18 protein-coding genes, 7 tRNA genes and 1 riboswitch are annotated in these 20,082 nt (G+C 45.8%); of the genes, 20 read left to right on the forward strand and 5 right to left on the reverse strand.

Going from position 1 to position 20,082, the window contains the following annotated elements; translation table 11 throughout:
* The first annotated feature begins 199 nt into the window (after positions 1 to 199).
* Genes HFM85_RS00890 through HFM85_RS00900 form a run of 3 tightly spaced genes read left to right on the forward strand, consistent with a single transcriptional unit; the run spans position 200 to position 3,520 of the window.
* Positions 200 to 2,452, forward strand: coding sequence for a PTS transporter subunit IIABC (locus tag HFM85_RS00890; RefSeq protein ID WP_173736837.1), 2,253 nt, complete (start codon positions 200 to 202; stop codon positions 2,450 to 2,452).
* A gap of 35 nt (positions 2,453 to 2,487) precedes the next feature.
* Positions 2,488 to 2,721, forward strand: coding sequence for a hypothetical protein (locus HFM85_RS00895; protein ID WP_173736838.1), 234 nt, complete (start codon positions 2,488 to 2,490; stop codon positions 2,719 to 2,721).
* Positions 2,693 to 3,520 (forward strand): PRD domain-containing protein, encoded by an 828-nt coding sequence (locus tag HFM85_RS00900; protein ID WP_173736839.1) that lies wholly within the window; start codon positions 2,693 to 2,695, stop codon positions 3,518 to 3,520. The genes HFM85_RS00895 and HFM85_RS00900 overlap by 29 nt, the downstream gene beginning before the upstream one ends.
* A 28-nt stretch (positions 3,521 to 3,548) precedes the next feature.
* On the opposite strand, the gene HFM85_RS00905 is transcribed toward HFM85_RS00900, so the two are convergent.
* Positions 3,549 to 4,427, reverse strand: a complete 879-nt coding sequence (locus HFM85_RS00905) for a LysR family transcriptional regulator (RefSeq protein WP_173736840.1) — start codon at positions 4,425 to 4,427, stop codon at positions 3,549 to 3,551.
* Positions 4,428 to 4,593: 166 nt separating this feature from the next.
* On the opposite strand from HFM85_RS00905, the gene HFM85_RS00910 reads away from it, so the two are divergent.
* Together HFM85_RS00910 and HFM85_RS00915 are read left to right on the forward strand one after the other, a co-directional pair.
* Positions 4,594 to 5,241: a YoaK family protein gene (locus HFM85_RS00910; RefSeq protein ID WP_173736935.1), complete on the forward strand. Its 648-nt coding sequence runs from the start codon at positions 4,594 to 4,596 to the stop codon at positions 5,239 to 5,241.
* 15 nt (positions 5,242 to 5,256) lie between these two features.
* The gene (locus HFM85_RS00915; RefSeq protein ID WP_173736841.1) at positions 5,257 to 6,012 is read left to right on the forward strand and encodes a DUF4866 family protein; all 756 of its coding nucleotides are present in this window, start codon (positions 5,257 to 5,259) and stop codon (positions 6,010 to 6,012) included.
* Positions 6,013 to 6,107: 95 nt separating this feature from the next.
* On the opposite strand, the gene HFM85_RS00920 is transcribed toward HFM85_RS00915, so the two are convergent.
* Positions 6,108 to 7,436: a threonine/serine exporter family protein gene (locus tag HFM85_RS00920; RefSeq protein ID WP_173736842.1), complete on the reverse strand. Its 1,329-nt coding sequence runs from the start codon at positions 7,434 to 7,436 to the stop codon at positions 6,108 to 6,110.
* A 321-nt stretch (positions 7,437 to 7,757) separates the two neighbouring features.
* Here HFM85_RS00920 and pckA point away from each other — a divergent pair, with 321 nt between their 5' ends.
* The 8 genes from pckA (at position 7,758) to HFM85_RS00960 (ending at position 14,709) form a co-directional block, all read left to right on the forward strand.
* The gene (gene pckA / locus HFM85_RS00925) at positions 7,758 to 9,362 is read left to right on the forward strand and encodes a phosphoenolpyruvate carboxykinase (ATP) (RefSeq protein WP_173736843.1); all 1,605 of its coding nucleotides are present in this window, start codon (positions 7,758 to 7,760) and stop codon (positions 9,360 to 9,362) included.
* 218 nt (positions 9,363 to 9,580) lie between these two features.
* Positions 9,581 to 9,710, forward strand: a riboswitch (NiCo riboswitch).
* A 201-nt stretch (positions 9,711 to 9,911) separates the two neighbouring features.
* Positions 9,912 to 10,841 (forward strand): cation diffusion facilitator family transporter, encoded by a 930-nt coding sequence (locus HFM85_RS00930; RefSeq protein WP_119238952.1) that lies wholly within the window; start codon positions 9,912 to 9,914, stop codon positions 10,839 to 10,841.
* A gap of 319 nt (positions 10,842 to 11,160) precedes the next feature.
* Positions 11,161 to 11,352: a hypothetical protein gene (locus tag HFM85_RS00935; RefSeq protein WP_173736844.1), complete on the forward strand. Its 192-nt coding sequence runs from the start codon at positions 11,161 to 11,163 to the stop codon at positions 11,350 to 11,352.
* A gap of 183 nt (positions 11,353 to 11,535) precedes the next feature.
* Complete coding sequence (locus HFM85_RS00940) at positions 11,536 to 11,868, forward strand: rhodanese-like domain-containing protein (RefSeq protein ID WP_173736845.1); 333 nt, start codon at positions 11,536 to 11,538, stop codon at positions 11,866 to 11,868.
* A gap of 87 nt (positions 11,869 to 11,955) precedes the next feature.
* Complete coding sequence (yfcE, locus tag HFM85_RS00945) at positions 11,956 to 12,498, forward strand: phosphodiesterase (RefSeq protein ID WP_173736846.1); 543 nt, start codon at positions 11,956 to 11,958, stop codon at positions 12,496 to 12,498.
* Positions 12,495 to 13,649 carry a THUMP domain-containing class I SAM-dependent RNA methyltransferase gene (locus HFM85_RS00950; RefSeq protein ID WP_173736847.1) on the forward strand — a complete coding sequence of 385 codons (1,155 nt, stop codon included), beginning with the start codon at positions 12,495 to 12,497 and terminating at the stop codon, positions 13,647 to 13,649. Before yfcE ends, HFM85_RS00950 begins: the two co-directional genes overlap by 4 nt.
* Entirely contained in the window at positions 13,649 to 14,233 is a 585-nt protein-coding gene (locus HFM85_RS00955) for an XTP/dITP diphosphatase (protein WP_173736848.1), read from the forward strand. The genes HFM85_RS00950 and HFM85_RS00955 overlap by 1 nt, the downstream gene beginning before the upstream one ends.
* Positions 14,230 to 14,709, forward strand: a complete 480-nt coding sequence (locus HFM85_RS00960; RefSeq protein ID WP_173736849.1) for a metallophosphoesterase family protein — start codon at positions 14,230 to 14,232, stop codon at positions 14,707 to 14,709. Before HFM85_RS00955 ends, HFM85_RS00960 begins: the two co-directional genes overlap by 4 nt.
* A 273-nt stretch (positions 14,710 to 14,982) precedes the next feature.
* Here HFM85_RS00960 and HFM85_RS00965 read toward each other — a convergent pair whose 3' ends face one another.
* Complete coding sequence (locus HFM85_RS00965; RefSeq protein ID WP_173736850.1) at positions 14,983 to 15,756, reverse strand: hypothetical protein; 774 nt, start codon at positions 15,754 to 15,756, stop codon at positions 14,983 to 14,985.
* 247 nt (positions 15,757 to 16,003) lie between these two features.
* On the opposite strand from HFM85_RS00965, the gene HFM85_RS00970 reads away from it, so the two are divergent.
* The 7 genes from HFM85_RS00970 to HFM85_RS01000 all read left to right on the forward strand — a co-directional run bounded on the left by HFM85_RS00970 (position 16,004) and on the right by HFM85_RS01000 (position 16,819).
* Positions 16,004 to 16,078: transfer RNA gene (locus HFM85_RS00970), tRNA-Pro, on the forward strand.
* Between the two features lie 27 nt (positions 16,079 to 16,105).
* Positions 16,106 to 16,176, forward strand: a tRNA-Gly gene (locus HFM85_RS00975).
* Between the two features lie 18 nt (positions 16,177 to 16,194).
* Positions 16,195 to 16,268: transfer RNA gene (locus tag HFM85_RS00980), tRNA-Arg, on the forward strand.
* Between the two features lie 5 nt (positions 16,269 to 16,273).
* Positions 16,274 to 16,347 (forward strand) — tRNA-His (locus tag HFM85_RS00985).
* A 10-nt stretch (positions 16,348 to 16,357) separates the two neighbouring features.
* Positions 16,358 to 16,429 (forward strand) — tRNA-Gln (locus HFM85_RS00990).
* A 7-nt stretch (positions 16,430 to 16,436) separates the two neighbouring features.
* Positions 16,437 to 16,509 (forward strand) — tRNA-Lys (locus HFM85_RS00995).
* A 230-nt stretch (positions 16,510 to 16,739) separates the two neighbouring features.
* A tRNA-Leu gene (locus HFM85_RS01000) sits at positions 16,740 to 16,819 on the forward strand.
* A gap of 63 nt (positions 16,820 to 16,882) precedes the next feature.
* Here HFM85_RS01000 and HFM85_RS01005 read toward each other — a convergent pair.
* Complete coding sequence (locus HFM85_RS01005) at positions 16,883 to 17,929, reverse strand: transglutaminase domain-containing protein (protein WP_119238959.1); 1,047 nt, start codon at positions 17,927 to 17,929, stop codon at positions 16,883 to 16,885.
* 263 nt (positions 17,930 to 18,192) lie between these two features.
* Positions 18,193 to 20,079, reverse strand: coding sequence for an ABC transporter ATP-binding protein (locus HFM85_RS01010; protein WP_173736936.1), 1,887 nt, complete (start codon positions 20,077 to 20,079; stop codon positions 18,193 to 18,195).
* Positions 20,080 to 20,082 lie beyond the last annotated feature (3 nt).

A 20,082-nucleotide genomic window follows, 5' to 3' on the forward strand; every position in this document is an offset into this window, starting at 1 on the left:
AAAAATTCAAATTACTCCTTGACACAGAAGAACAAACCCCGTATAGTGTATTTCAGATTTGGTGTGTAACTGATAAGCAGGCATTAACCAGTCATAAATGTTATTATTTTTATTTGACGTTTATGGGGGTTGGTGTCTTTTTTTGTTGCCCACTTAAAAGACTCCCGCTCCAAAACGTCGAAAGAAAAGGAGAGAAAACATGAAAGACAAGATTTTCGGAGTTTTGCAGCGAGTGGGACGTTCCTTTATGCTTCCCATAGCAATCCTTCCTGTGGCAGGCCTGCTTCTTGGATTCGGCAGTTCCTTCACAAATGAAACAACCATTGCAACCTACGGACTTCAGAAGATTCTGGGAGACGGAACGATTTTACATGCACTCCTGATCATTATGAACAAAGTCGGAAGCGCGGTATTTGATAACCTGCCGCTGATCTTTGCAGTAGGTGTGGCCATCGGTATGGCAAAAAAAGAGAAAGAGGTAGCAGCTCTTTCTGCACTGATCGCTTACTTCGTTATGAATGTAGCCATCAATGGTATGCTGGTAGTAAATGGTAAGATCACAGCAGACGGACAGATCGCAAAAAGCGTTCTGGAAGGTACTGTAACCTCTGTCTGCGGCATCCAGTCCTTACAGATGGGTGTGTTTGGCGGTATCATCGTCGGCCTTGGTGTTGCAGCTTTGCACAACCGTTTTCATAAGATCGTGCTTCCAAACGCACTTTCCTTCTTCGGCGGTTCCAGATTTGTGCCCATCATTTCCACCATTGTATATATGTTTGTGGGAATCCTGATGTATTTCGTATGGCCGGCAGTTCAGAACGGCATTTATGCTCTGGGCGGTCTTGTAACAGGCAGCGGCTATATCGGAACCCTGATCTTTGGTATTATTAAACGTGCGCTGATCCCCTTCGGACTTCATCACGTATTTTATATGCCATTCTGGCAGACAGCCGTTGGCGGAACCATGGAGGTTGCAGGCCAGATGGTACAGGGCGGACAGAACATCTTTTTCGCCCAGCTTGCGGATTCCGCAAATGTAGCACATTTCAGCGCAGATGCAACAAGATATTTTTCCGGAGAGTTTATTTTCATGATCTTCGGTCTTCCGGGAGCAGCTCTTGCCATGTACCGCTGTGCAAAGCCTGAGAAGAAAAAAGCAGCAGGTGGACTTCTTCTTTCCGCAGCTCTTGCATGTATGCTTACAGGAATCACAGAGCCACTGGAGTTCTCCTTCCTGTTTGTAGCTCCTGCACTGTTTGCAGTACAGGTTGTTCTTGCAGGTGCGGCTTATATGATCGCACATATGCTGAACATTGCGGTAGGACTTACGTTCTCAGGCGGTTTTCTTGATTTGTTCCTGTTCGGAATCCTTCAGGGAAATGAAAAGACAAGCTGGCTCAGAATTATCCCGGTTGGTATCATTTACTTTATTCTCTACTATGTGATCTTTACTTTCCTGATCAAAAAGTTCGATTTCAAGACTCCGGGACGTGAGGATGACGACACAGAAACAAAGCTTTACACAAAAGCAGATGTAAACGCAAGAAAAGAAGCCGGTAAATCCGGTGAAGCAGCAGGAAGCACATCCGCAGATCCGGTAAGCGAAGCAATCACTGCCGGTCTTGGCGGAAAGAAAAACATCAGCGATGTGGACTGCTGTGCAACAAGACTTCGTATCACTGTCCATGATGCTGCAAGAGTCAACGACGACATTCTGAAAACAACAGGCTCCAGAGGAATCGTGAAAAAGGGCCAGGGTATCCAGATCATCTACGGTCCGCAGGTAACTGTGATCAAGTCTAAACTGGAGGATTATCTGGAGACAGCGCCGAATGAATATTTTGAAGGCGCAAATGAGGCAGTAACAGACAATGCAGAAAATCAGGCTCAGTCTGATACAGAGCATACAGCAGAAAGTACAGGTGAGGCTGCTCAGAATACAGCTCCGACATCCGAAGCCAACACGCAGCAGGAGAAAAAGGTTCTCAGAACAGCTATCGTCTACAGCCCGGTAACCGGTATTGCAGCAGACCTTTCCACAGCACCGGATGAAGGCTTCGCAGAAGGAATGATGGGAGAGGGTGCGGTAGTCACACCGAAGGATCCGGTGATCTGTGCTCCGGAAGACGGCGAGGTAGAGTTTATTTTTGACACAAAGCATGCCATCGGATTCCAGACAGATACAGATCTTCCAATGCTTCTTCATATAGGCATTGACACTGTAAAGCTGGAAGGAAAAGGCTTCGAGATCCTGGTAGAGCAGGGACAGCATGTGAAAAAAGGCGAGCCGCTGATGAAGATCGACATCCCGTATCTCACAGAAAACGCTCCGTCCTTATGTTCTCCGATCCTCTGCACAGAGATCGAGGATAACCAGAGAGTACGCCTTCTTGCAAATGGAGAGATCAAGGCAGGAGAGCCGCTGTTCGCAGTGGAGACTGTGGAAGAATAGGAAATTTTTCAGCAATAATATAGAGGATTGTTTTTGTGAAAAGCGCGCCTAATGCCCGGGCGCGCTTTTCCTGTAGCAAAGAAAACAACTGTCCGTCAGAAGGACTTTACACAAAAGACAGATTCTGTTACGATAAAGAAAATCAACAGCTGCAGACAAAAATGTTGACTGAAAATCCGGGGCAGACAGTGGTGGAATGTGGAAAAGCAGCAGGATATATAAAAATGGTGGGGAAAAAAGATGTACAGAGTGAGCAAGGTATTGAATAATAACGGCATCATTGCCATAAATATGGAAGAAAACCAGGAATATGTGCTTCTGGGGAAGGGGGTTGGATTCGGAAAGAAGGTCAGCCAGCGTTTTGAGGCTCCGGCAGACTGTACCCTTTACAGGCTGGCTCAGGAGACGGAACGTGGCTCAGCAAAAGAACTGGCAAAGAGCGTGGCACCGGAATTTCTGGAGATCGCAGATGAGATATTAAGAGAAGCGGAGAAGACCTTCGGGGATACTATAGATAAAGGAATTATTTTTCCGCTGGCTGATCATATCTCTTTTGCAGTGGGGCGTATTCGTAATCATGAACAGATCAGCAATCCCCTGACTGATGATATCAAGGTGCTTTTTTACAGCGAATTCAAGGTGGCGGAGGTACTGAAGAAAATCCTGAAAGAACAAATGGACATTGAGATCGATGATCATGAGGTGGGATATGTGGCACTTCATATTCACTCTGCACTGGGAGATGAGAAGGTGTCCGTAGCCATGCAGACAGCAAGAGCTGTCCGGGAATGTATCGCCATGATCGAGATGGCTACAGGTAAGAAGATCGATGTGATCTCCCTGTCCTACAACCGTATGATGAACCATATTAAATATATGGTAGCCCGTGTCTCCACAGGGGAGACACTGAAGCTGGATATGAATGATTATATAGAAGAAAAATATCCGGAATCCTACAGGATCGCGGAGGATGTATGTAAGAGCCTGGGCAAAAGCCTGGGTAAAGAGCTGGATCCTATTGAAATTGGTTATCTTGCCATGCATATTGAGAGGACAGTGGAGCAGTAAACATAAATGGCTGAGCAGTCTCAGAGATTTACACAATAAATTCAATGGCTTTTTTGACAGCAGTACTCATTGTAGTACTGCTGTTTGTGACTAGGCAGACCTCCCTCTGGGGGAGCGGCTCCTTAAGCTGAAGGGCAAAAACCTTCCCGTCATCGATCACTTCCTGAGCAAGTGGTTCCGGATAAAAGCCGATTCCCAGATTATGGACGATCATGGGAAGAACCTGGTCTGTAGTTGCTGCCTCGATGTCAGGATGAAAAGAAACACGGTTTTCCATAAAGTAATTCATATACATTTCTCTGGTGCTGGTCCCTTCCGCAAGACCCACAAAGGGCAGGTCCTGGAGCTCATGGATGCTGATGGGGGCAGTAGTCAGATCCTTATATTTGCTTCCGCACACAAGAATCTCCCGGTAACGCAGGAGACTTTTTTTCTGTAAAGGCTTGCGGATGGAAATCGGAGTGGTGACAATGGCGAAATCCACCGCATAATTCTTCAGTGCCTGTACAGCCTGTGGAGTAGAATGGTTGAAGAGGCGCAGGCGCACATGAGGATATTGCTCGCGGAACAGCTCCAGCTTTTCCAGAAGGATCAGACGCAGGGCATTTTCGCTGGCACCGATGGAAACCAGACCATGCTCCAGCTCACCGTTCTGGCGGATCTCCTCCTCACCGATGGAAAGCTGCTCAAAAGCCAGGGCAACGTGTTCATAAAGCTGGCGGCCTTCCGGTGTAAGTGCGATTCCCTTGTTGGAGCGGAGAAAGAGAGTACATTTCAGCTCCTGCTCCAGGTTGTTCATACAGCGGGTGATATTTGGCTGGTTGTTGTGAAGAGCTCTTGCTGCCTTGGTAAAGCTCTTATACTGGGCTACATAATAGAAAATTCGATAGTAGTCGTAAGTGATCATGTGTGTTCTCCGTCTTATAATATGATTTTAATATGTTTACGATATTAATAATACTTTTTACATTTGCTTCTGAGCAAACTATAATACACCCGAGGAAAAAAATCAATGACAGGAGTGATTTAGAGTGGTTTCAGGAGGCAGAAAGCTGCAGAGCGCAGACCGGCAGATGTCAGAAGCTTTTATCACAAGTGTATTTCTGGCAATGTCCGGCGGATTTCAGGATGCCTACACATACTTTACAAGAGATGAGGTGTTTTCCAACGCCCAGACAGGCAACGTGGTTCTGATGAGCCAAAATTTTATGACAGGACAGTGGGGAGAGGGCTTAAGGTACCTGTTCCCTGTTTTAGCCTTTGCCATTGGTGTTGTAGCGGCGGAGCGGATCCAGAGTACCTTTAAATATGCAAAAAAACTTCACTGGAGGCAGATGATCCTGCTGATCGAGATCCTGATCCTTTTTGTTGTGGGATTTATGCCGGGAGAATTGGATATGCTGGCAACCGTACTGGTATCCTTTTCCTGCGCCATGCAGGTACAGACCTTCCGGAAGGTGGGCGGTTATTCCTATGCAAGCACTATGTGCATCGGAAATTTACGAAGCGGCACGGCGGCGTTGTCCGTGTATTGTCGTGAAAAACGTCCGGAACAGCTGAAGCAGGCTCTTTATTATTTCGGAATAATTTTCTTTTTTGCCATTGGAGCCGGTGGCGGAGGAAATCTGTCCATGAGGCTGGGGATCCCGGCAATCTGGGTATCGGATGTTTTGCTTCTGCTCAGCTTTATTCTGATGTTTTCCAGTAAACATAGAGATTAGAAAGGGTGAGGAATTGTGGAAAACAGCACATTATTCCCAAGAGAGGAAAAGGCGGAGCTTTTATTTGAAAAGATCCTGAAGGATCCGGAGGCGTGCAGACGGCTGACGGAGACCTTCTATGAATCCATGGATGCGGATACAGACATAGAATGCGGATATCTTCCTCCGGAAAAATTCGCTTATGCATTGCTGGACGCATATAAAAACCGTGATCTGACAGCTCTCCTTATGGCGATCTGCCAGAACAGTATGTTTGATCTTCTGCGCAATTCTTTTCTGGCACCGTTCAGGTTCAATGCAGATGGACAGGAGAATCCGGTGTTTCTCACAGATGAAAAAGGAAATTTTCTGCGGGAAAAGGGAATCCATGTAAGTGACAGGGATTACGACCGGTTCCGCAGGATATACAGGGAGAAACCTGGTGTAAAGATGTATCTGGCGTATGGCTACCGGAAGCGACATGCCTATGATGAAGCTACCATGGAAGTAGAAGAGTACAAAATGGGCGAACATATCGGTGTGCTGCTGGTGTATGAGCTTCCGGACAGCGTAAAGGAAAAAGAAACGGAGGCACAGGCCTATGCGGCTGTATGGGATATCATGATGGCAATTCAGAAGAAGCTTCCAAGAGCTTTTGTGTATTATGGGCAGGATTCTGTGGAGGATGGTGGAAAACGTTATGACGGACTGGGCGTTTTTCTCCCCATCCATAAATTTGCGGACCGCCTGGAAAAAATGATCGGGATCGCTGATGAGATCGTAATGAAATAGAGTGTACAAAAAAGGACTGCTTTTGTATTGCTCCGGTTATCAGAAGGATAGTTGATGACCGGAAGCTACAGAAAGCAGTCCTTTTTGTATGCCCATCAGGTGCAGTAGCGGAACATTTTGTCTGTAAGAATCCTGGCGAAAATAAGGCCCAGAGGAAGAGCAACGATGATCAGGATCGCAGCTGCAAACCAGGAGGCGGAAACATTCAGGGACATGATCCCCAGATTGTAGATCGCCCGGTAGAGATAAAGCCCGGGAACCATGATCACAATGGATGGTACGGTAATGGAAATCCTGGGATATCCCACTTTTGTTTTGATGAGGGAAGCCAGAAGTCCGGCTGTCAGTGCTCCGAGAAAAGCTGCAGCGGCAGGTGGGAAACCGGCAAGATCAACAAGCTCCAGCCGGAAGGTGTTGGACAGTGCACCAATGAAGGCGGCAGTTGCGGCAAGTCGGAAAGGACTGTTGAACATGACTGAAAAGCCGAATACCCCGCAGAAGCTTGCCAGAAGCCGGAACAGGATCCTCTGAGCTGCCGAAAGCTTCAGAGGCAGGAAATCCACAGGCTTCAGATGAAGAAGCAGTGCCATCAGCCAGGCAGAGACAGCAGCCACCATTACAACAATAATGGCGTAGGCCAGTCGTTCCAGTCCGGAACGCATATCCAGCTTGGCAAGGTCGATCCCGCTTGTGATAAACGGAAAGCCCGGAATGATAAACAGCATGGAACAGATGTATCCGGCCTCATGCTGGACGGAAATGTGGAACAGAAGCTCTGCCAGTTTCAGGAAACCTGCATATACAAGACAGGCGGAGGAAACAGAAACTGCAATGCACATAAAAAGGGTAAAATGATGCTTGCCAAGCTTGCAGCGGATGGCGTTTCCGATACCTGCGCCTGCAAAAGCCAGGATCATCTCCAGTGGGCCACCGCCCAGAAGAAAAGTAAATGCACCACAGGCCAGTGCAGAAGCCAGTCCCAGGGCTGCAGGGGAATAAAGCCCGTGGATTCGCTCAATCTCATCTAACTGACTGTGCAGTGCTTCACCGCTCATATGGATACCTTCCGCAGGAAAATCACTGACAAAATGTTCCAGCCTGTTCAGCCTGGAAGTATTTACGCCGGTGGTAGTCAGACTAAGGGCATGGGAAAAACTGCTCTCACCGTCAAAGCAGGTGTAGCTTATAGACATCAGTCCGATATCTGCGGAGCAGGTGATGCCAAGTGCTTCTGACAATGTATTCATGGAACTCCGTACCCGCCAGGCACCGGTTCCACAGGAGAGAAGCATCATGCCTGTACGGCCGATCAGGGAAGCTTTTTCGGAAAGAGAAGCTTCGGTAATGGGTTGGCTGCTCCTGGTACTTACGTAGTTGTGCCAGGGGATTTCCATATGATTACGTTTGATCAGAATATCTGACATAGAAATCACTTCTTTCTATATATTAAAATCATATAGTTGCTATTATAAATATATATAATAACTATAATCAGATATATTGTAGCCATTATTCTGAAAAAGTCAAGTGTAGATGGAGTAAAATCTGACAGTACCAAAACGTCACTGTTAAAGATTTATCATTTTTTTGCGGAAAATGAATTTTTTTGGTTGCTTTTACGTACAATTTATGTATAATTGTGGATAGGGATGTTGGAATGACCAATTCCTATGGCAGGATGACAAAAACCTGCAGCAGTAGGTGGCTATCATAATTACTATTAAAGAAGAGAGGTAAATGTTAAGATGGCAAAAATCGATTTAACAAAGTATGGTATTACCGGAACAACTGAGATCGTGTACAATCCTTCCTACGAGACATTATTTGAGGAAGAGACCAAACCGGAGCTTGAGGGCTTTGAGAAAGGTCAGGTCAGCGAGCTTGGTGCTGTCAATGTAATGACAGGTATCTACACAGGACGTTCTCCTAAAGATAAATACATCGTTATGGATGAGAACTCCAAGGACACAGTTTGGTGGACATCCGATGAGTACAAGAACGATAACCATCCGGCAACTCAGGAAGCATGGAATGCAGTTAAAGATCTTGCCAAGAAGGAGCTTTCCAACAAGAAACTTTTCGTAGTAGATGCATTCTGCGGAGCTAACAAAGACACACGTATGGCTATCCGTTTCATCGTTGAGGTTGCATGGCAGGCACACTTCGTAACAAACATGTTCATTCAGCCGACAGCTGAGGAGCTTGAGAACTTTGAGCCGGATTTCGTTGTTTACAACGCATCCAAGGCTAAAGTTGAGAACTACAAAGAATTAGGACTTAACTCTGAGACAGCTGTAATGTTCAACATTACAAGCCGTGAGCAGGTTATCGTTAATACATGGTACGGTGGAGAGATGAAGAAAGGTATGTTCTCCATGATGAACTACTATCTGCCGCTTAAGGGCATCGCTTCCATGCACTGCTCTGCAAACACAGACCTTAACGGAGAGAACACAGCAATCTTCTTCGGTCTTTCCGGAACAGGTAAGACAACACTTTCCACAGATCCTAAGCGTCTCCTGATCGGTGATGACGAGCATGGCTGGGATGACAACGGAGTATTCAACTTCGAGGGCGGATGCTACGCTAAGGTTATCAACCTTGACAAAGAGTCTGAGCCGGACATCTACAATGCGATCAAGAGAAACGCTCTTCTTGAGAACGTAACACTTGATGCTGAGGGCAAGATCGACTTCGCTGACAAGAGCGTAACAGAGAACACACGTGTTTCCTACCCGATCAACCACATCGAGAACATTGTTCGCCCTGTATCTTCTGCACCGGCAGCTAAAGAGGTTATCTTCCTGTCCGCAGATGCATTCGGCGTACTTCCTCCAGTATCTATCCTGACACCGGAGCAGACACAGTACTACTTCCTTTCCGGATTCACAGCTAAACTTGCTGGTACAGAGCGTGGAATCACAGAGCCTACTCCTACATTCTCCGCTTGCTTCGGACAGGCATTCCTTGAGCTTCATCCGACAAAATATGCTGAGGAGCTCGTTAAGAGAATGGAGAAGAGCGGTGCGAAAGCATACCTCGTTAATACAGGATGGAATGGAACAGGAAAACGTATCTCCATCAAAGATACTCGTGGTATCATCGATGCTATCCTTGACGGATCTATCCTTAAAGCTTCTACAAAGAGCATTCCGTTCTTCAACTTCGAGGTTCCGACAGAGCTTCCGGGCGTAGATCCTGCAATCCTTGACCCACGTGACACATATGCAGATGCTGCAGAGTGGGAGACAAAGGCCAAAGATCTTGCTGCAAGATTCGTTAAGAACTTTGCTAAATATGAGGGAAATGCAGCTGGTAAAGCACTCGTTGCTGCTGGCCCGCAGGCATAATCAGTCATTCCAACTGAATACAGATCGTAGACTTAACCGGGAGCGGATTTATCCGCTCCCGATTTTTTTGACAAACTATCCATCTGTAAAATAAAAAATCTTTGGCTTGACTAACAAAGGGTACAGGGTGTATCCTTTCTGGGAAGTTGAGCGGGAGACCCGTAAGACTGCAAAAATTCTCTTTGCACTGCATTACATTCGAACAGGATGCGAGATCAACAGTACAAACTGAGCAGGCGATGCCTTTCGGAATCGAAAATATTTATTCGAAGGCATGGGGCCGGGCCGCAGGAAGTGGCAGCGGATATGGAATGTGACTTTGCTTTCAGACATATCTGCGGGACAGTGTATGTTTCGCAGGTATGTCTTTTTTACTGCAAAAATATGGATGGTACAGATGGTAGAAGCTGAGATATCCATATATATAAAAGAAAGAACACCGGCGGAAAATCGCACTGCAGCGAGTAGTGAAGAAACCGTCGGTTTTTTCACGGGAAATGTTGTGCCATAAGAAGAACCTGATCATATATTTAAAAGGAGGTCCTGTTTATGGAACACACAGAAAACAAAACAATTATACATGATACAGAAAAAACAGCTTCATGGGAACAGCAGACAGCAATGAAGGTATCCGGGATCAGTATTCTGGTAAACCTTTTATTATCTGTATTTAAACTGATCGCAGGTATTGTGGCACATTCAGGAGCAATGATCTCTGATGCCATTCATTCTGCATCAGATGTGGGAAGCACCTTCATCGTAATTATCGGTGTCCGCCTTTCTGCAAAGAAATCAGACAAAGAGCATCAGTACGGACATGAAAGAATGGAGTGTGTTTCTTCCATTGTCCTTGCAGGAATGCTGCTTGTAACAGGTCTTGGAATCGGAGTTACCGGTGCCCGTGACATTGTAAAAAGCACATCCGGTGGAACAATTGCCATTCCGGGAACACTTGCACTGATTGCAGCAGTGGTATCCATTGTGGTAAAAGAGTGGATGTTCTGGTATACAAGAGGTGCTGCAAAGAAGATCAATTCAGGAGCCCTGATGGCAGATGCATGGCATCATCGTTCGGATGCGCTTTCCTCCATAGGAGCGTTTATCGGTATTTTCGGAGCAAGACTGGGATATCCGATCCTGGATCCGATCGCCAGCATTGTGATCTGCTTTATGATCGCAAAGGCATCCATCGATATTTTCAGGGATGCCATTGACAAGATGGTAGATCATTCCTGTGATGCAAAAACCGAGGAATCCATGAAGAGAGAGATCCTCAGGGTACCGGGAGTCAGAAGAGTAGACCTTCTTAAAACCCGCCTTTTCGGATCCAAGATATATGTGGATATCGAGATCGCAGCAGATGGAAATATTTCCCTTCGCGATGCACATGATATTGCGGAAAATGTACATCATACGATCGAGAACAAATTCAAAGATGTAAAGCACTGTATGGTGCATGTGAATCCTATCAACGGATAAAAAAACAAGCTGCCGGAATGAACTTATGAGCGTCACCCGGCGGCTTGTTTTTGTATAGAGAAACACCCGGTAGGGGAGCTACCGGGTGTTTCGAGGGGAGTATAAATAATTAAATAAGGGGTTATGTAAAAAAAATTTTTGAAGGGTAAATTCTTTTTACAAGAATGATTATAATATAAACTGGAAAAAAAAGCAATATGATTTTGGCGAATAATCTCCAAACTTTTTGGGATACTAATTCCTGTAATAAAAAGTGGCAAAAATGTTTGATAAACGTTTAAAAAGCCACAAAATCAACTTCATCAGGAGGTAAATTCAAATGGCAAAAAATTATGAAACAAACAGAAACGAATCAAACTATGCGGGCAAAAATTTCGGGGAAAGTGATTCCAGAAACTGCGGAAAAAACAGTTCTAAGAACAAATCCAAAAACAGCTATGGCAACAGTTACGGAAACAAAACGTCCGATGAATACGAATCTGAGAAAAACAGCGAATCTGACAGATATTGATCTGCCGGAGGGAATTTTGGACAAATAAAGAATAAGGTGAAAATGTACAGATTGCAAATATCCGTCTGACATCTATCCGATTGAAGCAGGGAAAAGCCAGAAGTAAGCTTTTTCCTGCTTTTTCTACAGGGAACCTTCTTCTTGAACATACCATATAATATAGCAAAAAGAGGAGTTTTTTCCATGTTTCAGATCGAAACTATCTCTGCGAAAATGCTGGACTATTATGTGGAGCGAAGTGACGCCATTATTATAGATCTCCGGGACCTGGCTTCCTACAGGAAGGGACATGTCCGGAATGCAATAAACATCCCATACAGTGAGCTGGAAGAATATCTTGAGAAAAAACAGGATCAGAAGTATCGGTTTCCGCGAGATAAAACGCTTGTTTTTTACTGTGACCGTGGAGGAGCCAGCATGCAGGCAGCCAGGAATCTGGCAAGACAAGGCTGCCGTACCAGATCCGTAATTGGCGGTTTTGCGGCATATAGAGGAAGAAATCTTGTGAGTGGATAAAACAACAAATCTTGTATTTTAAATGAAATCATGATAATGTAAAGAACAGAAATAGAAAATCAACAAAAATCACAAGGAGAAAAGATTATGAAATATATGTTTGCGTCAGATGTACATGGTTCGGCATATTATTGCCGGAAAATGCTGAAAGCATATGACGAAGAGAAGGCGGAGAGACTGGTACTTCTGGGAGATCTGCTTTATCATGGACCGAGAAATGATCTTCCGAAGGAATACGCACCAAAGGAAGTCATCCGCCTTTTAAATGAGAGAAAAAACCAGATCTATGCAGTACGCGGAAACTGCGAGGCAGAGGTAGACCAGATGGTACTGGAGTTTCCGGTAATGGCAGACTACTGTATCCTGGCTCTTGATGGAAAAACTTTCTATGCAACACACGGCCATGTCTACAATAAAGATCACCTTCCGCCAATGATGGACGGCGACATCCTTATCCATGGCCATACACATGTGCTGAAAGCAGAGAATATGGGAAATTACATCCTTCTGAATCCTGGCTCCGTGTCTATCCCGAAAGAAGGCAATCCACCAACTTATGCGGTATATGAGAACGGAATTTTTACGATCAAAGACTTTGAAGGAAATACAGTACGGGAGATTATTTTATGAATCTGTGGGAATTAACTGCGCCCTGCCATTTCGGAACAGAGGCGGTACTGAAACGAGAGATACTGGATCTTGGATACGACGTGACCAAGGTGGAAGACGGAAGAGTAACTTTTCAGGCTGATGCTCAGGGTGTGGCAGATGCTAATATGTTCCTGCGGACAACGGAGCGTGTACTGCTGAAAGTAGGCGAGGTAAAGGCAGAGACTTTTGATGAGCTTTTTGAGAAAACCAAGGCTCTTCCATGGGAGAATTACATACCGAAGAATGGAAAATTCTGGGTAGCCAAGGCAAACTCCATCAAGAGTAAGCTGTTCAGTCCGTCCGATATCCAGTCCATTATGAAAAAAGCCATCGTAGAACGTCTCAAAGGCATTTACGGAATATCCTGGTTCCCGGAAGACGGTCCGGAATTCCCAATCCGAGTGGCATTTATGAAAGATATCGCACTGATCGGAATCGACACATCAGGTGTTTCTCTTCATAAGAGGGGATACCGTCAGATGACGGTCAAAGCGCCGATCACAGAGACACTTGCCAGTGCACTTTTGATGCTTACCCCATGGAAAAAAGACCGCATTCTGGTAGACCCGTTTTGCGGAAGCGGTACCTTCCCGATCGAGGCAGCTATGATGGCGGCGGACATAGCACCTGGAATGAACCGTCATTTTCTGGCTGAAAACTGGGAACATCTGATTCCGAAGGAATGCTGGGAAGACGCCAGAGAGGAAGCCGGAGACAGGGTAAATCTTGACATTGAGACAGATATCCAGGGTTTTGACATTGATGCGGCAGCCATCAAAGCAGCTCGCGCCAATGCAAAAATGGCAGGAGTGGACAGGCTGATCCATTTCCAGCAGCGTCCGGTGAGCGAACTCCGCCATTCCAAGCCTTTTGGTTTTATTGTGACAAATCCACCATATGGTGAGCGAATCGAGGATAAGGCCAATCTTCCGGCACTTTACCGCGAGATCGGAGAGAGCTATGAGCGTCTGGATCGCTGGTCCATGTATCTGATCACTGCTTATGATAAAGCTGAGAATGATATCGGACGGAAGGCTGATAAGAACAGAAAAATCTACAACGGAATGATGAAAACCTACTATTATCAGTTCCTTGGACCGCGTCCGCCAAAGAAAGGAAGTATGAAATAATGAAAAAGATTATTTTTGCCACCGGAAATGAGGGGAAAATGAAAGAGATCCGCAGGATCCTGGCAGATCCGTTTCTTGAGATCCTTTCCCTGAAGGATGCCGGAATCCATGCAGACATTGATGAGAATGGAAAAAGCTTCGAGGAGAATGCCATGATCAAGGCTGAGGCCATCTGTAAGATGACCGGCGAGATCGTGCTGGCTGATGATTCCGGGCTTGAGATCGACTTTCTAAACAAAGAGCCGGGTATTTATTCTGCGCGTTATATGGGCGAAGATACTTCCTATCATATTAAGAATGCAAATCTGGTTGAGAGATTGGATGGTGTGCCGGATGAGAAGCGTACAGCAAGATTCGTCTGTGCCATTGCAGCAGCTTTTCCGGATGGAAGAAGAAAGACAGTACGTGCTGCCATGGAAGGCCGCATTGGATATGAGGAAAAAGGGGAGAACGGTTTCGGATATGATCCGATCTTTTATCTTCCGGAATATGGATGCACATCTGCAGAGCTTTCCATGGAAGAGAAGAACAAGATCAGCCACCGGGGAAAAGCTCTTCGCATGATAAAGGAAGAGCTGGTATGAAGGTACTGATCGTAAGTGACACCCACGGAAGAGACGAAAACCTGGAACTGGCAGTGAACAGGGAAGCACCTTTTGACATGCTGGTACACTGCGGAGATGTGGAAGGACGGGAGTTCTATATCGAAGCTCTTGCGGAATGTCCCTGCAGCATTGTTTCCGGGAATAATGACTTTTTCTCAGATCTTCCCAGAGAAGAAGTGATCGATATTGAGGAAAATAAAGTACTGGTGACACATGGACATTATTATGGAGTGTCCATGGCTTTTGACCAGCTTGCAGATGCGGCAAAACAGCGCGGCTGTAACGCGGCATTTTTCGGACATATACACATGCCAGTGCTGGAGACAGAAGACGGAATTCTTCTTGTAAATCCGGGAAGTCTGGCATTTCCGAGACAAAGAGGCCGCAGGCCAAGCTATGCGGTGCTGGAGACAGACGGGAATGGAAAGATGAATGTGGAGATCCGGTATCTGTAATATAATATGATCAGTTATCTGATCCAGTGTAAATGGTGAAACTACTGTTATGTAAAAATAAAAACAGCGGCAGAGAAAAAAGCATCTCCGTCGCTGTTTTTGAACGCAGATAAGCATTCCCCCACTTCAAGTGCGCGGAGCACTAAGCGGCGGGTGAGGGGGGATGCTTATGTCAGTGGGAGTTGAAAGCTTCCACTGACAGATCGCGAAGCGACTGCGTTCATGAGCAAGTAGCGAAGCGGATTGCGAATGTCCGCTTTACTGTGATACTGATTATTTATCATCTCCGGTAAGGCGAAGCACATCCCGGATTTCGTCTACGTTCATATCCAGGATCACGGCAAGCTCATCGATGGTGAACCTGGTGGTGTCATCATCGTCTGTGAGTTCTTTTACCGCGGATTCCAGGTTTTCTACCTTGGATACAAGATAATCATCGCGGAATTTCTGCTGTGTCTGTTCTTCAATGGCATGAAGGATTCCGCTGCGGATACGGCCGCGCATCCAGGTATCGTCTTTCACCAGCGGCTCAGATTCTTTGAGAGCAGCTAGAAGTGCCAGATTCGCCTCCTGGATCAGGTCAGCCAGATAAATCTCCTCGCAGTTCAGTTCAGCTGCCATCTGGGCTGCCTGAGCCATGTAGAACTGTGTAAGTTCACCCTCGGCAGCAGTGTCGCCATCGGCAAAGGCCTGGAAGAGAGAAGAGAGGTCTTCGGAATCAAGTCCTTCCGGTGAAAAACTCTCCATATAATCCCTGAGATACGCCTGTTCCTCTGTTGTAAGAGCTGTACGGGTACCGGGAAATTCTTCCTGCTTTGCATTCCGGGTGCTTGCAGCATCAGGCACAGAAGCACCGGCAGCTTTTTCTGCGCCTTCGATAGTAATTCCTTTCAATTTAAGATACTGCAGGATCTTCACGAGCTGTGAAGTATTCAGGTCAGATTCATCGAAATGTTCACGGATCTGCTGCTGGGAGAGCTGTTTGCCGTTCTCCTCCGCGATCTCACAGATTTCGTTAAGTTTCTGCTGAAATAGTTTTATATCCATAAAAACATCTCCTTAATTTTCCAGATTTTCTTCTTGACTTTATTATCAGGAATATGATAACATAAGCAAGTCGCAAATGACAAGAAAACCTTTGAATAGACGGAAAAAACGTGAAAAAAAGTTTTTTTAAAAAAATTCAAAAAAAGTGTTGACATTTGTAGATCGCTATTATATAATATCACTTGTCGTCAGGCAAGAGAAACAAAAACGACAACAACTTAATAAAGACCATAAGTAAATGGTATATCGGGGTGTGGCTCAGTTTGGCTAGAGCGCCTGGTTTGGGACCAGGAGGCCGCAGGTTCGAATCCTGTCACCCCGACTGCTGTAAACTTATTACCGCAAGCATGCGGGTGTAGTTCAATGGTAGAACACCAGCCTTCCAAGCTGGATACGTGGGTTCGATTCCCATCACCCGCTTCTCTGAAAAGAGAGCATGTGTCTGTAGCTCAGCTGGATAGAGCAACGGCCTTCTAAGCCGTGGGTCGGGGGTTCGAATCCCTTCAGGCACGCTGTGGTGGGTATAGCGCAGTTGGTTAGCGCGCCAGATTGTGGCTCTGGAGGCCCAGGGTTCGAATCCCTGTATCCACCCTTCGCCCATTGGGCTATCGCCAAGCGGTAAGGCACAGCACTTTGACTGCTGCATTCGCTGGTTCGAATCCAGCTAGCCCAGTCCTTATGGGGTATTAGCTCAGTCGGTAGAGCACTTGACTTTTAATCAAGTTGTCCGGGGTTCGAATCCCCGATGCCTCATCGAATTTTAAAAGCACTGTCGAGCTGACAGTGCTTTTTTTGTCCGAAAAACCTGTTTTATGCGGGTTTTCTGGTTTTTGTAATTTTTTTGCACAGGTGGTTACATTTTATTACGGGGACTTTTATTGAGAAATTACTTGTATCAATTTTGAATATGTCCTTGCGTTATTTGAGAATTTCCTGTAAAATATCTTTTGTTGTAATAATTCATGTCTGAAGAAATGACATATGCGGATATGGCGGAATTGGCAGACGCGCTGGTTTTAGGTACCAGTGGGCAACCGTGCAGGTTCAAGTCCTGTTATCCGCATCAATAAACAATCACATGAAGACCTTCTGTAAATTCTGAAATTTACAGAAGGTCTTCATGGTTTTATAATTTCTCACCTTCATTTACTTCCTCAATAAATACCTTGTCCTCAGCCTGCTGATCTGTGAAGTGGAATCTCAGTATGGCCTGGGGCCAGTTAAGTGTAATGATGGCTTTTTTATCGCGGGTCTTTCCTGCGGCCTGGATCTGGTCGACAAGATCTGCAAGGACTTCGCGGGTGAGATAACTGCCTCTCCAGTGAAAAGTGAATTCACGGCCTTTTCTGGCAGCCTGCAGAGCACGCTTGTAAACATCTTCGATTTTGGTGAAAGAAAGCTTTTTTTCGCGGTAGTAGGAGTGGCTGCCGTCCGGGCAGGCGGGAGCAGGAGCGATCAGTGGCTCATGGTCACGGAAGATGTTTTTGTCATCCAGATTAAAATAATCGTAGCGGATACTGACAGAATCATCCTCGTTTCTGCCAAGTGTATTGTCAAAAGTGGCATCCAGATGATAATATTGTCCGTTGATTCGGACAATGTTCCAGGTATGGCGGTATTTGATACCTTTTTCGGGATTATTTCCGCAGATGGCGATAACACACCAGACTCCGAGGGCATCGCAGAGAATTTTTACGGATTTGGCGATTCCCTCACAGACGCCGACACCATGGCCAAGAGGTCCGATGATCTCATGGGAGTATGGCTTTTTCAGTTTGTCATAGCGGATATTTTCGCAGATAAAGTCGTGGACATATTTTTCCTTATCCCATTCCGAAAACTTCGCTGCAGGGCGTACAAGCTTCTCTACGCGGGCGTGCAGAGCTTTCTTGTGCTCGCGGATTTTGTTTTTGTCAAAAATGTATTCGGGGATCAGGATGAGGTTGGGAGAATCCTTATAATGACGGTATTTAAATCCCACAGCCCAGAAGATCTCCGGATGATCCAGACGAAGCTGAAAAAAAACGTCATAGAGCCAGTTTCCGTCAGTAGTAGGGACCTGGGGCAGCAGGATCTCATCAGAAAGATCCATAAGTCCTGCCAGCATTGCCCGGTATGTATTCTGTTTATCCTTCGGCATTCTGCCGTAGTAATATTCTTCAGCCTGTTTCATATATAAATGGTCTGCAGCAGCTCAAAAATTTAAGATACTGCAGAAACTCCTTTCTGAAAATTTTACAAAATTATTTTTCAGCTCAACTCAGTTCAGTATTATCATATTTAAAGTGAATAAAATATTAAGCGAAGAGAATGAACCGGAAAAATAACAGAAAAATTATAACACATATGATCCCGGAGTATATAAAAAACATGCAGAACCATCTGGAAAAGATGTATCCTGCATGTTTTTTATGTGACAATAACTGTGGTACGGGATCAGCCATTATACAGCTGGTAATACCGTCCTTTCTGCGCAAGCAGCTCCTCATGGGAACCACGTTCGATAATATGTCCCTGTTCCAGAACCATGATACAGTCACTGTTGCGGACAGTGGAAAGACGGTGGGCGATAACAAAAGTCGTTCTGCCTTCCATCAGCTTATCCATGCCATCCTGAACCAGCTTCTCGGTACGGGTATCAATGGAACTGGTAGCTTCATCCAGGATCAGAACAGGCGGGTCAGCAACAGCTGCACGGGCGATGGATAGAAGCTGACGCTGTCCCTGGCTCAGGTTTGCGCCGTTTCCTCGCAGAAGCGTGTTATAACCCTGGGGAAGTCTGCGGATAAAACCGTCTGCATTGGCAAGCTTTGCGGCAGCAATAACCTCTTCATCTGTAGCATCCAGTTTACCGTAGCGGATGTTTTCCATAACGGTTGCAGTGAACAGGTTGGTATCCTGAAGAACAATACCCATGGAACGGCGGAGATCGTCTTTTTTGATCTTGGTGATGTTGATACCATCGTAGCGGATCTTGCCTTTCTGAATATCATAAAAACGGTTCAGAAGATTGGTGATGGTGGTTTTTCCTGCACCGGTGGAGCCTACGAAAGCGATCTTCTGGCCGGGCTGTGCATACATATTGATATCGTGAAGAACGATTTTATTGGAATTGTAACCGAAATCAACATCCTCCAGAACCATGTCACCTTTCAGTTCAATATAATCCGTGGTGCCTTCTGCCTTGTGGAAATGCTTCCATGCCCAGCGTCCGGTACGCTTATCGGATTCTGTGAGAACGCCGTTTTCTTCTCTGGCATTGACAAGAGTAACATAACCTTCATCTGCTTCCGGTTTTTCATCCAGGAGATCAAAGATACGTTTGGCACCTGCAAGAGCCATAACAATACTGTTGAACTGCTGGCTGACCTGGTTGATCGGCATGTTGAAGCTCTTGTTGAAAGTCAGGAAGCTGGCAAGTCCTCCAAGGGTGAAATTGCCGATTCCGTTGATTGCCAGAATACCGCCTACAATAGCACAGACTACATAGCTGACATTTCCAAGCTGAGCAACAACAGGCATCAGGATGTTGGCGAAACGGTTGGCGTTGTCTGCGCTGGTAAAAAGCTGGTCGTTTAGCTCATTGAATTTCTCGATACTTTCATCTTCATGGCAGAAGACCTTGACAACTTTCTGGCCTTCCATCATCTCTTCGATATAACCGTTGACAATGCCGAGATTGGTCTGCTGCTCCAGGAAATATTTTCCGCTTAAGCCTGCGAGCTTACGGCTGGCGGTAAGCATAACGGCAACCATGATAAGAGTAACAACAGTAAGTGGTATATTCAGGATCAGCATGCTGATAAAAACGCTGACAATGGTGATCACGCTGGAGAGCAGCTGTGGGAAACTCTGACTGATCATCTGGCGCAGGGTATCGATATCATTCGTGTAGATAGACATGATATCGCCATGTGCGTGTGTGTCGAAATATTTGATCGGAAGAGTTTCCATTTTTGCGAACATATCGTTACGCAGGTTGCGCAGGCTTCCCTGGGAAACATTGATCATAATGCGGTTATAGGTATAAGTAGCAATAACGCCGATGGCGTAAAAGCATGCCACACGTGCGATTGCGGCAGTCAGAGGACCGAAGTCCGGTGTATCTGCCTTGAGAAGCGGTGTGATGTACTGGTCGATCAGAGTTTTCATGAACATGGTTCCCTGGACATTAGCCAGAACGCTGACAAAAATACAGATCACAACAATTACGATATGAATACTGTAGCTTTTTAAAATATAGCGGGCAAGACGTCCGAGAAGCTTACCCGGCTGTTCAGGTGTTCCCATACCTTTCGGACCAGGACCGCCAGGATTTTTCATATT

The sequence above is a fragment of the Blautia schinkii genome (assembly GCF_013304825.1).
GTDB classification, from domain to species: domain Bacteria; phylum Bacillota; class Clostridia; order Lachnospirales; family Lachnospiraceae; genus Blautia_A; species Blautia_A schinkii_B.